This window comes from Acinetobacter sp. YH12208 (assembly GCF_013418055.1).
In the GTDB taxonomy this organism is placed as follows: Bacteria; Pseudomonadota; Gammaproteobacteria; order Pseudomonadales; family Moraxellaceae; genus Acinetobacter; species Acinetobacter pseudolwoffii.
Map to the genome: position 1 here is coordinate 189,880 of NZ_VPCT01000003.1, position 12,216 is coordinate 202,095.

At 42.9% G+C, this 12,216-nt stretch carries 13 protein-coding genes and 1 pseudogene; 8 read left to right on the top strand and 6 right to left on the bottom strand.

Translation table 11 applies throughout. The features are described from left to right. Window positions 1–160 precede the first annotated feature (160 nt). Complete coding sequence (locus tag FTU95_RS05230) at window positions 161–1,864, top strand: M61 family metallopeptidase (protein WP_180077767.1); 1,704 nt, start codon at window positions 161–163, stop codon at window positions 1,862–1,864. A 65-nt stretch (window positions 1,865–1,929) separates the two neighbouring features. Here FTU95_RS05230 and paaI read toward each other — a convergent pair whose 3' ends face one another. From paaI to FTU95_RS05245, 3 genes are all read right to left on the bottom strand, one after another. After that, complete coding sequence (paaI, locus tag FTU95_RS05235; RefSeq protein WP_074383292.1) at window positions 1,930–2,322, bottom strand: hydroxyphenylacetyl-CoA thioesterase PaaI; 393 nt, start codon at window positions 2,320–2,322, stop codon at window positions 1,930–1,932. Between the two features lie 129 nt (window positions 2,323–2,451). Continuing rightward, window positions 2,452–2,850, bottom strand: a complete 399-nt coding sequence (uraH, locus tag FTU95_RS05240; protein ID WP_100355846.1) for a hydroxyisourate hydrolase — start codon at window positions 2,848–2,850, stop codon at window positions 2,452–2,454. A 69-nt stretch (window positions 2,851–2,919) separates the two neighbouring features. Beyond that, window positions 2,920–3,417 (bottom strand): heme-binding protein, encoded by a 498-nt coding sequence (locus tag FTU95_RS05245; protein WP_100355845.1) that lies wholly within the window; start codon window positions 3,415–3,417, stop codon window positions 2,920–2,922. Window positions 3,418–3,537: 120 nt separating this feature from the next. Between FTU95_RS05245 and FTU95_RS05250 the strand changes: the two genes are divergently transcribed. Together FTU95_RS05250 and FTU95_RS05255 are read left to right on the top strand one after the other, a co-directional pair. Beyond that, window positions 3,538–4,209 carry a heavy metal response regulator transcription factor gene (locus FTU95_RS05250; protein WP_005097421.1) on the top strand — a complete coding sequence of 224 codons (672 nt, stop codon included), beginning with the start codon at window positions 3,538–3,540 and terminating at the stop codon, window positions 4,207–4,209. Then, window positions 4,206–5,591, top strand: a complete 1,386-nt coding sequence (locus FTU95_RS05255) for a heavy metal sensor histidine kinase (RefSeq protein WP_180001306.1) — start codon at window positions 4,206–4,208, stop codon at window positions 5,589–5,591. The genes FTU95_RS05250 and FTU95_RS05255 overlap by 4 nt, the downstream gene beginning before the upstream one ends. On the opposite strand, the gene FTU95_RS05260 is transcribed toward FTU95_RS05255, so the two are convergent. After that, window positions 5,588–6,376 carry an rRNA large subunit pseudouridine synthase E gene (locus tag FTU95_RS05260; RefSeq protein ID WP_180038733.1) on the bottom strand — a complete coding sequence of 263 codons (789 nt, stop codon included), beginning with the start codon at window positions 6,374–6,376 and terminating at the stop codon, window positions 5,588–5,590. The two genes, FTU95_RS05255 and FTU95_RS05260, sit on opposite strands and share 4 nt — an antisense overlap. A 195-nt stretch (window positions 6,377–6,571) precedes the next feature. Between FTU95_RS05260 and FTU95_RS15010 the strand changes: the two are divergent. The 3 genes and pseudogenes from FTU95_RS15010 to FTU95_RS05265 all read left to right on the top strand — a co-directional run. After that, a pseudogene (locus FTU95_RS15010) lies at window positions 6,572–6,735 on the top strand (NADP-dependent isocitrate dehydrogenase); the annotation flags it as partial. A gap of 602 nt (window positions 6,736–7,337) precedes the next feature. Beyond that, entirely contained in the window at window positions 7,338–7,466 is a 129-nt protein-coding gene (locus FTU95_RS15015; protein ID WP_005097413.1) for a hypothetical protein, read from the top strand. 145 nt (window positions 7,467–7,611) lie between these two features. After that, window positions 7,612–8,172 (top strand): M23 family metallopeptidase, encoded by a 561-nt coding sequence (locus FTU95_RS05265; protein ID WP_074383288.1) that lies wholly within the window; start codon window positions 7,612–7,614, stop codon window positions 8,170–8,172. Here the strand turns inward: FTU95_RS05265 and FTU95_RS05270 are convergent. After that, entirely contained in the window at window positions 8,151–9,362 is a 1,212-nt protein-coding gene (locus FTU95_RS05270) for a YbfB/YjiJ family MFS transporter (protein ID WP_180040829.1), read from the bottom strand. The two genes, FTU95_RS05265 and FTU95_RS05270, sit on opposite strands and share 22 nt — an antisense overlap. Before the next feature lie 217 nt (window positions 9,363–9,579). Continuing rightward, window positions 9,580–11,010, bottom strand: a complete 1,431-nt coding sequence (locus FTU95_RS05275; RefSeq protein WP_100328998.1) for a pyridoxal phosphate-dependent aminotransferase — start codon at window positions 11,008–11,010, stop codon at window positions 9,580–9,582. 228 nt (window positions 11,011–11,238) lie between these two features. Here FTU95_RS05275 and msrB point away from each other — a divergent pair, with 228 nt between their 5' ends. Both msrB and FTU95_RS05285 read left to right on the top strand, forming a co-directional pair. Then, window positions 11,239–11,658 carry a peptide-methionine (R)-S-oxide reductase MsrB gene (gene msrB / locus FTU95_RS05280; RefSeq protein ID WP_004645533.1) on the top strand — a complete coding sequence of 140 codons (420 nt, stop codon included), beginning with the start codon at window positions 11,239–11,241 and terminating at the stop codon, window positions 11,656–11,658. Beyond that, window positions 11,655–12,131: a glutathione peroxidase gene (locus tag FTU95_RS05285; RefSeq protein WP_100328997.1), complete on the top strand. Its 477-nt coding sequence runs from the start codon at window positions 11,655–11,657 to the stop codon at window positions 12,129–12,131. The genes msrB and FTU95_RS05285 overlap by 4 nt, the downstream gene beginning before the upstream one ends. Window positions 12,132–12,216: the final 85 nt, after the last annotated feature.

The window sequence follows — 12,216 nt, forward strand, 5'->3', positions numbered from 1 at the left end:
ACCCGTCGGGCGTTGAACGATTAAATTTTCAGGCATGCTATGCCTTTTTTATACAGATAGCTAGTCGTAAATGTAGACAAATAAGACAGCTAAACCATCTTGGCTTAAAAAATGCTAAGCTAAGCTATACCTCATTTATTTTCATTTTATATCGCCCATTATGTTGCATTATCAAATCGAATTTGACGATTATCGTCAGCACCTTATTCACGTGACTGTTCGCTTTCTGGCAGACCCGACGCAGATCTTATCATTACCGACCTGGATTCCGGGAAGTTATTTGATTCGAGAGTTTTCCAAACACATTGAGGCGGTCAAAGCTTATGATGAAGATGGACGTCAACTGCAAATCCAGAAATTTGAAAAGAACAAATGGCGTTTATTCAATACCGATCATGAGCTGATTACGGTTGAATATGATGTCTATGCCTACGACCTGTCTGTTCGTGGTGCATATGTGGATCAAAACCGTCTCTATGTCAACCCGGCCTGTGCATGCTTGGGGCTAGAAGGTCAGGAAAATAAAGAGATTGAATTAGAAATCTTCCTGCCAGATGAATTAAAGCATTTCCAACTGGCAACCGGCATGCAATCCAAAAGTCTGGTCAAGGGCCGTTTCACCCTGAAAGCCAAAAACTATGCTGAATTGATTGATGCACCGTTTGAACTGGCAGAGCAAACCCGTTTCAGTTTTGAAGCGAATGGTATTCCGCATGAGTTTGTGGTGTCCGGCAAGCATGCGATGAATGCAGCACGTATGCAGCAGGACATTGAGAAAATCTGTAGCACAGAAATCTCCATGTTCGGTTCAGCGCCATTTGCTGACTATACTTTTATGACCATGGCAACCGGAAATAGTTATGGTGGTCTGGAACATCCAAACTCGACCAGCCTGATTTCACCGCGCGATGACTTGCCGAAGGCCAATGAGCCTGAAGAACCTTCCAAAGATTATCAGCGTTTCCTCGGCCTATGTAGCCATGAATATTTCCATTCTTGGTTGGTGAAATTTATTCGCCCTGAAAATTTTGTCAATTATGATTTGAACCGTGAAGGCTATACGTCTTTGCTGTGGATCTTTGAAGGCTTCACTTCTTATTATGATGATTTGATTTTGCTACGCAGTGGCGTGATTAACCAGGAATCATATATTGCTTTATTAAAAGCGCAGATTGATCGTTACTTGCAGAATCCGGGTCGTGCGATTCAGTCGGTGTCTGAATCCAGTTTTGATGCCTGGGTGAAATTCTACCGTCAGGATGAAAACTCGAATAATGCCGGCACCAGCTATTACAACAAAGGTTGTTTGGTTGCATTGTGCCTAGACTTAGGTTTGCGTTTACGCGGTTCAAGTCTGGATGCCTTGATGCGCCGTTTGTATGAAAATGCACAAAAGGGTGTTCAGGTACATGAGCGGACGATCTTTGAATTATGCAAAGAGCTGACCGGTGATGATTGGTCAGAGCAGATTAATCACTTGATTAATACCACAGATGAATTGCCACTGGATCAGTTATTGCCTGAGTTTGGTATCGGTTATAACCTGAAAAATGACAAGTCATTGCCTTTCGGTTTAAAACTGGTAGATAAGCCGGAAGGTGTACTGGTTCAGTCGGCGCGTCGTGATAGTACTGCTGTAGTAGCTGGCCTTTCTGCCAATGATGTGATTATTGCCGTTGATGGTTTAAAAGCAACGATGAAGTTAATGGAAAGTTATGCAAAACAGGAAGGTGTTTATACCATGCATGCTTTTCGTCGTGACGAGCTGATGAGCTTTGAAGTTCAGGCAGCTGGTTCTGAACTGACCGAAGTTGAACTGAAAATTGAAGATCAGACTAAAGCTGAAAAGTGGTTGAAAGCTTAATTAAATTTCAAACTTTAAAAACCGATGCTTAGGCATCGGTTTTTTATTGCATCAAGTTTTGAAAATTATCTGATGATCAGTCGAGACGTACCGCGGAACTCTGCCACAATTTGATCATGCTGATTTATCACCTGAATATCGTAAATTCCGCTACGGCCACTGCTGGCCCTATGTTCTGCTACAGCAGTCAATGTATCGCCAAGAACTCCTGATTTTAAATAATGAATTCCACAATGCTGACCAACAGCCGGATGTTCACCTGTATTACAGGCAATGGCAAATGCCGCATCTGCAAGCGCGAAAATCACTGCGCCGTTACAGGTCTTGTGACCCTGTAAATGTTGTTCAGTGACTTTCAGCGAAATTTTTGCGTGATTGTGACTATAAGCAACAAGGTGTGCACCAAGATGCTGGATTAATCGATCCTGATTAAACATCTGGTTGACTTGCTGATCCATTGCAAAGCTCCTTGTTTGAGATACGTTTTATTTTTAAATTCATTTAATATGAGTCATGAATAGCATTCCAGCACAAGAATAACAAGTAAAAGAATAAGGCCCAATAAGATGGGCCTTAAGTGAAAGAGCTTAGTTACCGCGATAAGTCGAATAACCATAAGAGCTCAATAACAGTGGAATATGATAATGCTCTAAAGCACCATCAATCATAAAGACCACCGGTACTTCAGGGAAGAATGTCCGCTGATTATTGGCCTTAAACCAGTCACCCGTTTTAAAGGTCACTTTATAAATACCCTTTTGCAGATTGGTATCTTTTGGATATAGCTCTTTAATACGGCCATTTTGATCTGTTTCAGCTTCATTGAGCTTGACCCATTTCTCACCTTGCTGTGCTTCCAAAGTAACTGCAATATTTGCGGAAGGTAAACCTGTTTCCTGATTCAGAACATGCACACTAAGTGGATTCTGTGCAAAGGAAAGCGTGGCTGCGGTGCTCGCAAGGGTTGCTAGCAGGATTTTTTTCATGTTGTATTCCTCAGTAGATGGATGAAGTAATATTGAATAAAAGAAACCAATAAGACTTATTTAAATAGATTAAAGCTGTTTTAAAGTGCTTTGAATGCCGCTATTGGCACATTGATGATCCTGTTCCGAACCGCCTGCACCCGCAACACCTACAGCACCTAAAATATGATTCTGGTACATAACAGGTACACCGCCGCCCAGTAACAGCAGTTCAGGCAAACTATTCAGGTTCTGTGCGTCCGGATTGTTCTGGGCATTGCGCATAAAATCCAGCGTACTGGTTTTCGTTGAATACGCGGTAAAGGCCTTGCGTTCTGCTGCGATCAGGTTGTGAATGCCGACAGATTCATGGCGTTGACTAGCCAGCAGATTACCACCCTGATCCAGAACCACGACTGCTGCGGGCTTGGCCTGTTTCTGGCAGGCCAACATGACATTGCTGGCCATAAGCTTTGCTGCTTCTAGCGACATGACTGGTGCTGTTTTTAATTCTGCATGTGCCAGTGAGCTGAGTAGTAATGAGCTGCTGAACAAGGCTAGGGTTGTTTTGGCGATTGAATTTTTCATACTTGTCATTCATGCAATTGAATACTGTTGCTATTGTAGAAAGAAATACGCCAGTGCAGCATGACAATCAGATTACCAATTTGTAATCTAGGCATAGCTAAAAACAGCTAAACTACTGACATGCATATTTTAATTGTAGAAGATGAAGTCAAGATTGCTGAATATCTGGCAAAAGGACTGAGTGAGTCAGGTTATAGCACGGCCATTGCTGAAAATGGCGTGTTGGCATTGGCCTGTTTGCAGCAACAGTCATTTGATCTGGTACTGCTGGATGTAATGCTGCCAGATCTGGACGGCTGGCAGGTGCTGAAAACCTTGCGAACTTTTAGCCAGATTCCGGTATTGATGCTCACTGCACGCGATCATGTGCTGGATCGGGTGAAAGGCCTGGAGCTTGGCGCCGATGATTATCTGACCAAACCTTTTTCCTATATTGAGTTACTGGCCCGGATCAAAAGTCTGTTGCGCCGTGTGCCGCGACTGGAGCAGGAGGCCTATCAGGTTGCAGGTCTGGTATTGAACCGCCTAAAGCATGAAGTATATCGTAATGAACAAAAGATCGAATTAAGCCAGAAAGAATTTGCGCTGTTGCAACTGTTGATGGAGCATCAGGGGCAGGTGATGACCCGGAGCCAGATTGCCTCCATGGTCTGGAATATCAATTTTAATACCGATACCAATGTGGTGGATGTGGCCATTCGCAGGCTGCGGAGCAAAATTGATGATCATTACACGCCAAAACTGATTCATACCGTACGCGGTATGGGTTATAAACTTGATGAATACCCATGAACAATCCTATCTTATTACCGCTGGCAACACGCTTGAGTATTGCGTTTGCATTGGTGTCCTGCGTGGTTTTTTTGAGTGTGGCGTTACTGTCTTATCAAAATATGCAACAGATGATTCAGGCTCAGCAGGATCAGGCACTGGCTGCACGTATTTCCCGAATTGAAATATTTCTTGAAGATGCCCAGAGTTTCGAGCTTTTGGTTCAGCATCCCAAATTATATGAAAACATGCTGGGGCAAGAAGATAATCTACTGCTGCTGCAACATCAGAATAATCGCTTGATTGAAATCAATCCTTTGCAGATTCATATTCCGGCATTGCACTATACCTCTGCCTTACAGTTTCAGAATAATCAGGCTGAACAGCCTTCGACACGACTGGCTTTTAAACAGGTGCAGTTTGATGGTCGCAGTTATCAGCTGGTGGCTGGCAAGCAGCTGGCAGAGGGACAAAGGATACTGGCAAACTATTTATCAAAACTGGTGCTCTATAGTCTGCTTGGCATACTGCTCTCGACCTTGATGGCCTGGCTGGCAGGACGCTATATTCTCAAGTCCATGCGCCAGTTGATGCTGGCTACAGCACAGGTCAATATTCAGCAGCCCAATCAGCACATCGATGTTCAGAGTAATACGCTTGAGGTTCAAGAGCTGCGTCAGGCCATGAACGATATGCTCGCTAATATTCAGGCTGCGTATCAGCAGCTGGCACGTTTTTCTGAGGATATTTCACACGAACTTCGCACCCCATTAAACAATTTAATCGGGCAGACACAGATTCTGTTATCGCGGTCGCGCGAACCTGCTGAACTGGAAAATCTGCTCTATTCCAACTTGGAAGAATACGAACGCCTGAGCCAGATGATTGAAAGTATGCTGTTTATCGCCCGGGTAGAACATGGCGGATATGCGATTGAAAAACAGCATTTCAATCTAAATGACATGCTGCAAGAATTGCTTGAGTACTTCAGCTTTCTGGCCGAAGAGAAGCAGATGCATTTAAAAGTGGATGTTCCGCCAGATTTAAGTCTGACAGCCAGCACCGTATTGTTACAGCGCGCAGTCGCCAATCTGATCAGCAATGCCATTACTTATGGTCAGCCTGGGAGTGAGATTATTGTGTCTGCACAGCGACTCAACCACAGGATTAAAATATCAGTGTTGACGCCAGAAGTCTGGATTGCAGAGCAGCACCATCCGCATTTATTTGAGCGTTTTTATCAGATCGATGACAGCCGGCACGAAAAAGCCCAGACGGGTGGTCTGGGCCTTGCCATTGTACAGTCGATCATGCAGCTCCATCAGGGGCAGACAACTGTAGAAAATACACCGTCTGGCGTGATCTTTAGCCTGTCCCTACCTGATGAGCAGACTGGGTTTTAACCACGACCGCGTCCGCGACCACGAGGTGCTTTGGTATTTGGACGAGTTGTACCATTGGTACGACGTTTCGGCTTTTCGCTTTCGTCCATTTGCCAGATACGTTTGGTACCTGACTTTTTCACTGAACCATCTTTGTTCTTGCGAACCATTGGCTTACCACCCGTACCACCCGGTTTTTTCACATAAGAACGTGAACGGTATGGCTCTTCAGCAGGAACATTCTGGAAATCTGGATAAAGTAAAGGTTCAATTTCTTTGGTTTCACCCGGTTTAATATCCATACGTACAAGGTCAATATCACCAATTTTAGTACGGATTAAACGCAGTGTAGGGAAGCCCACTGCAGAGGTCATACGACGAACCTGACGGTTACGGCCTTCACAAATTGAAATCTCAACCCAAGACGTTGGGACAGATGCACGGAAACGTACAGGAGGATTACGCTCCCACAACCATTCCGGTTCAGATACTTTTTCAGCTTTGGCTGGAAGGGTCATGCCATCTTTAAGTTCCACACCTTTACGAAGCTGCTCAAGTGCTTCTTCGGTGACATCACCATCAACCTGCACCATATAGGTTTTAAACTTTTTATTGGCAGGATTGGTGATGTACTGGTTTAGACCACCGTGATCTGTTAAAAAAACCAGACCTTCTGAGTCCATGTCCAGACGACCAGCAAGACGTAAATCTTTATCGTCGATGAAATCAGCCATGGTTGGGTGTTTTTCATCTGGGCGGAATTGGGAGAGGACGTCATAGGGTTTGTTTAAAATGACGATTTTCATAGTAAATAACTTCTATAATTACATAAACTTAAAAAATGTAGAGGCTTATTTTAAAGGGAAATTTGGTTATTTCCCGTATAAATCTCAAAAACAACGAATCTGGATTAGAATATTATGCGTTAAGAACAGTTGAAAGTATTGCCTAATTGGCAATTATTTTTAGGTTTGTCAGTAGCATTCGGAAAAATATGAAGAATAGAATATCAAAAGATCGTAGTACCTACAGATGGTGCCAAATTACCGTTAATGCAAACCTGTCCCTCAACCTAGCAAATAATCCAATTGTCCCATGTATCAAAGGGAATGAAATTGGTGCTGATATTACACCAACAATGCAGGCTGTGGTAGATGTTGCAGTTTAAAAGCATAGAGTAGTAAGCCCTCAAATGCTTGGATCAGATAGATATCGAATCTGTCAGAAGTAAAAAAGGTTATCAAGTTAATCAAAGAGAAAAAATGGACATGATTAGAATCGCCTTGAACTAAATTGTGCGTTAAAAATAAACTATTAGAAAGAAGTCCTGACCTGATCATAAAGAAGCTTTTAGCTATAAAAATAGCCAAAGAGCGAATATTCACGCAGTCTTGCGCTGGAGGTCAAGCGCAAGACTGCGAGCTTTTTTTGAATTTGATCATCCTACTATTGCAGATATACTTAACTCATTAAAGCCTGATTATCCTAATTAAAACCTATATTAATCGCAGGTTTCTCAGGGGGATTAAATTTTCTTAAATTCTGATTGATAAACGCCCAAAAGTTAAAATGAGTATCAAGCTGCAACTTTGCGTAAAGATTGTAGTGAGCCAGAACAGGATTTGTTCTGAGTTGAATCACTTAGCCAACCTATTATTACATTGACGCATTTGGATACAGCTCGATGATTGGCATATTTTCCAAAAACGTTAGAGTGATCAATGGAACTTCCAGTGATAGAGACGTTTCTCCGAAGGAGTACATAATATGGCCAAATCTAAAGCGAAACATAAGCAGGTCCAACAAAAGGACAAGCAGGACAGCGCTCAGACTGAAGAGCAACAACAGCAACAGCAACAACCAGCGAAACCCTCCCGTGCAAAAAAACGTAAGTAATTCCTAGCTACCTTCCATAACAACGCCCTTAAATAAGGGCGTTGTTATATCATTGATTTTATAAAAATATCATTCAAAAAATTACAAGATTACGACTTTAAATTGTGCTGTTCTGCTTAAGATAAAAACCATCTTTCTAAAATAAATGCGAATAATATTGGTGAAATTTTTTCGGATTTTAAGCTTAATTTTATCTGTATGCTTTGTCTTGACCGCCTGTCAGCCACCACCTTCAGGTGAAGCAGCAGGATGGAAAAGTCCTTATCTTTATTGGCAACTGAAAAAGACTCAATTAGAAGCACCGTTACAGATTCCGGTCGAAGGTATTACAGTCCGTCAAATTAATGATACGTGGGGAGCCGCGCGCAGTGCAGGCCGTAAACATGAAGGGACAGATATTTTTGCTCGACGTGGCACACCTGTCTTAAGTGCCACCCAAGGGATTGTACGTAAAATTGGCACCAATAATCTGGGTGGGAAAGTTATCTGGGTGACAGGGCCTGATATGAGTCAGCATTACTATGCGCATCTGAATGATTATGCTGAGCATATTCAGGAAGGCGACTGGGTGGAAGCGGGCGAAGTGATTGCCTATGTCGGCAATACTGGAAATGCCAAAAATACTCCGCCACATCTACATTACGGGATTTATCTGAGCGGGCAAGGGGCGACCAATCCATATCCTTATTTCGTGCCTTCTCCTTGAGCAGAAACTGGATGGGGTTGTGTTTCAGGAGTGAATCTGGCAGGACGGGTACACCAGAATAATTGTAATGTTCCTAATAAAAGAACAAATGCAGCTAATATGAACTGTTGATGATAGCTCAAGCCAAAATATTGCAGCGCACTAAAACTGAGTCCGCCAATCAGCTGAACAGAGGCGAAACACAAGGTGGCAATGCTCCAGAGTTTTTTATACGCCAGCCCATACAGTTGCAAAATGGTATAAGAGGTCAGGAAGACCACAGCAGGGTTTAGCATGCCGGTCAAAAAGGAAGAGCTCAACGTGAGCAATGCTTGGCCCTCTAGAGTCGCAATAAAAATAGCCACAATATAAAGACTATAAAGAATTTTCAGGGCAGCAAAGTTACCGAATTTTCTGGCCAGTGCATAAGCACTGAAGGCACCTAAAGCACTACCAAATCCATAAAGAATCCAGTTGAAGTTAATCCAGAACAAGCTCAATTCCAACTGCTGGCTTAAATAATCAATCCAGAAGAGCGAATGCGGTATATAGGCAAAGGCGCTACACGCGTAGACAGCCAGTAAGCTATAAAAGACGCTATTCAAAGATATCTTGGAGGTAGTCGAAGGTGCTTGTACGGACAAATAAGGCTTAAATTTTTGGATAAGTCCACTTAAACATAGACAAATGAGCAGGGCAAAGCCACATAAGATCAGCCAGGCAGTCTGTATGGAAATCTGATCCAGATAAGGCAGAAACAGGGTTGCAATTAATACACCTAATCCGATTCCGCTAAAACCGATAAAGTTGATTTTAAGACGATCCTGAAGCTCACAGCACTGCGCGACTACACTCGGCGATAAGATCATCATCAGCCCGCCGCTGATTCCTGAAATCACGCGCCAGACGATATACCAAACTTCAGAGAAACCAGAAAATGCACAGCACATCAGACTGAACATACCGGCAAAAGCTGAAATTTGAATATACCTGCTCATACTGCGGTCTTGAGGCAGACGCATGGCGGTATAGGCACCGATTAAATAGCCCAGTAAATTGGCACTGCCCAAAAGCCCGGCAAAATCTGTACTCCAGCCAAAGGCTTCTCGTGTGCCGGGTAACAGCGCAGTATAAGAGAAACGAAGAATGCCAATCCCCAAGCACATACTAAGGCAGAGAAACAGGCTGAGTTTAATTGTGTGTGAGGACATCCGTGTGCTCATAAAGTTTTATATTTGGTTAAAAAATAACATGAATCTTCGTGATTAAGGAGAAATCACTTGATAAGAAACCGTTGAGTGCAGGAATTTGTGCTTCAGGAAGTCTTTGTACTTTTTAAAATGTTATAAGTCGAAACTTTGAATATGGAGAGAAATAAAAAAACCGCATTCAGAAATGCGGTTTTTTTTATGTTGTCTATTTCAGGAGTTAACGCATCTTGGCCAGGAAACGGCCAACACGGGTAAGGGCTTCACGCAGTTCATTTTCAGCCGGCAGGAACACCACACGAAAATGATCCGGTGTCGGCCAGTTAAAGCCTGTACCTTGAACCAGAAGTACTTTCTCGGCACGTAACAAGTCCAGCATCAGCTTTTCATCGTCCTGAATTGGATAAACGTTCGGATCCAGTTTCGGGAAGCAGTACATCGCACCCTCAGGCTTGACACAGGACACCCCAGGAATCTCGTTCAGCATTTCCCAGGCAATATTACGCTGTTCATACAAACGGCCACCCGGACGAATCAGGTCATTAATGGACTGATAGCCGCCCAGTGCAGTCTGAATTGCATATTGCGCCTGATGGTTGGCACACAGGCGCATAGATGCCAGCATGTCCAGACCTTCGATATAGTCTGCTGCACGTGTTTTATTGCCGGTAATGGCCATCCAGCCAGAACGGAAGCCAGCAATACGATAAGCCTTTGATAAACCGTTAAATGATACACAAATCTGATCACCTGCCAAGGCAGCTACAGCGACATGCTCGATACCGTCATAGATGATTTTGTCATAGATTTCGTCAGCAAATAAAATCAGGTCATACTTCTTGGCCAAGTCCACGATCTGTTGCAAGACATGACGCGGATAAACCGAACCGGTCGGGTTGTTTGGATTAATAATCACAATACCACGGGTATTTGGCGTGATTTTACTTTCCATATCGACAATGTCGGGATACCAGTGATTTTCTTCATCACATTTATAATGAATCGCCGTACCGCCAGACAGATTGACTGCCGCAGTCCAAAGCGGATAATCCGGCATTGGAATCAGCATTTCATCGCCATCATCCAATAGGCCCTGCATGGCCATGACAATCAGTTCAGACACACCATTACCGATATAAACGTCATTGACGTGCATATCCAGAATGCCTTTTTGCTGATAATACTGACAGATCGCCTTACGCGCCGGGAAAATCCCTTTGGAATCCGTGTAGCCAATCGCATTCGGCAGGTTTAAAGCCACATCGTTGATAATTTCTTGCGGCGCTTCAAAACCGAATGGAGCAGGATTACCAATATTTAATTTGATAATTTTGTGACCGGCTTCTTCCATCTCGATGGCCGCTCGTAACACAGGTCCGCGAATGTCGTAGCACACATGCTCGAGCTTAGATGATTTCTTGATCTCGCGAGGGGTTTGGAAAGTGTTCGGCATTTTGATGTTCTCGGAAGGAGTGGAGGTCACTTTTGCATAACGATATAAATAACTTTTAAATGTCTCAGTTGTGACTAGATCGAGATCATGTTCATCTCGAAGTAGTGCAACAATTTTTTCATGCGTAAATCCAAGCTGCTGATATTGTTTGATCACAGGCAGCAGATTTTTAAAAATTACGCTCTTTTTTTGCGACATTTTTTAATCCTGAGCAAATTTAGAGCTAAGAATACCATTAAATTTGCTCACTAAAAAACATTTAATGTAAAAATTGCTTACTTTTATTTTTATATTTGCTTTCTTTTTGCTTTTTTAGGCATTATATGTCTTTTGTAAAATGTTGAATAAAGACTAGAATTTTTAAAATGAATCACGTAAATATAGGATTATCCTATTTTAAATAGCAAGATAAAAAGGTATGTGATCATGGGAAAACTCAATAAATCAGACCGGGAATGGCAAAGAGAGTTATCACCTGAGGAGTTTCGCATTACGCGCGAGAAGGGAACCGAGCCGGCATTTACTGGAAAATACTGGAATACCAAGCAAGATGGCACCTATGTATGCCGTTGCTGCGGCACGCCACTGTTCTCGTCTGAGACCAAGTATGACAGCGGCTGTGGCTGGCCAAGTTTCTACCGTCCCGTCAGCAGTTCGGTGGTAGAAGAATTACCTGATACTTCACACGGAATGGTCAGAACTGAGATTGTTTGTCATCATTGTGACGCACATTTAGGGCATGTTTTCCCGGATGGTCCAGAGCCGACGGGCTTACGTTATTGTGTCAACTCGGCTTCTTTGGACTTAGAAACACAAGAAAAAAATGATGAGGAAACCTATCCATGACCAGCATTTATCAGTTTGAAGCTGAATTGTTAGATGGTAAAAGCAAGCCACTTGCAGATTACGAAGGCAAGGTACTTTTGATCGTCAATACAGCGAGTAAGTGTGGTTTTACCCCACAGTTTTCAGGATTAGAAAAACTTTACGAAAAATATAAAGATCAAGGTCTGGAAATTTTGGGATTTCCATGCAATCAGTTTGGTGGTCAAGATCCGGGTTCCAATGAACAGATTGGTGAATTTTGCCAGAAGAATTACGGGGTATCTTTCCCGATGTTTTCCAAGGTGGATGTCAAAGGCCCTGAAGCGCACGCCATTTTTCGCTATTTAACCAATAATTCCAAAGGTATTTTAGGCAATGGAATTAAATGGAATTTTACCAAATTCCTGATCGGCCGTGATGGCAAGGTATTGAACCGTTTTGCTCCGACCACCAAGCCTGAAGAGCTTGAAGATGAAATTGCAAAAGTGTTGTAAGACTCTGTGTTATTTTCTCAGTATGAGATAAAAATAGAACTCATCTGATTTCAAGTAAAAAACCCACTTTAAACCAGTGGGTTTT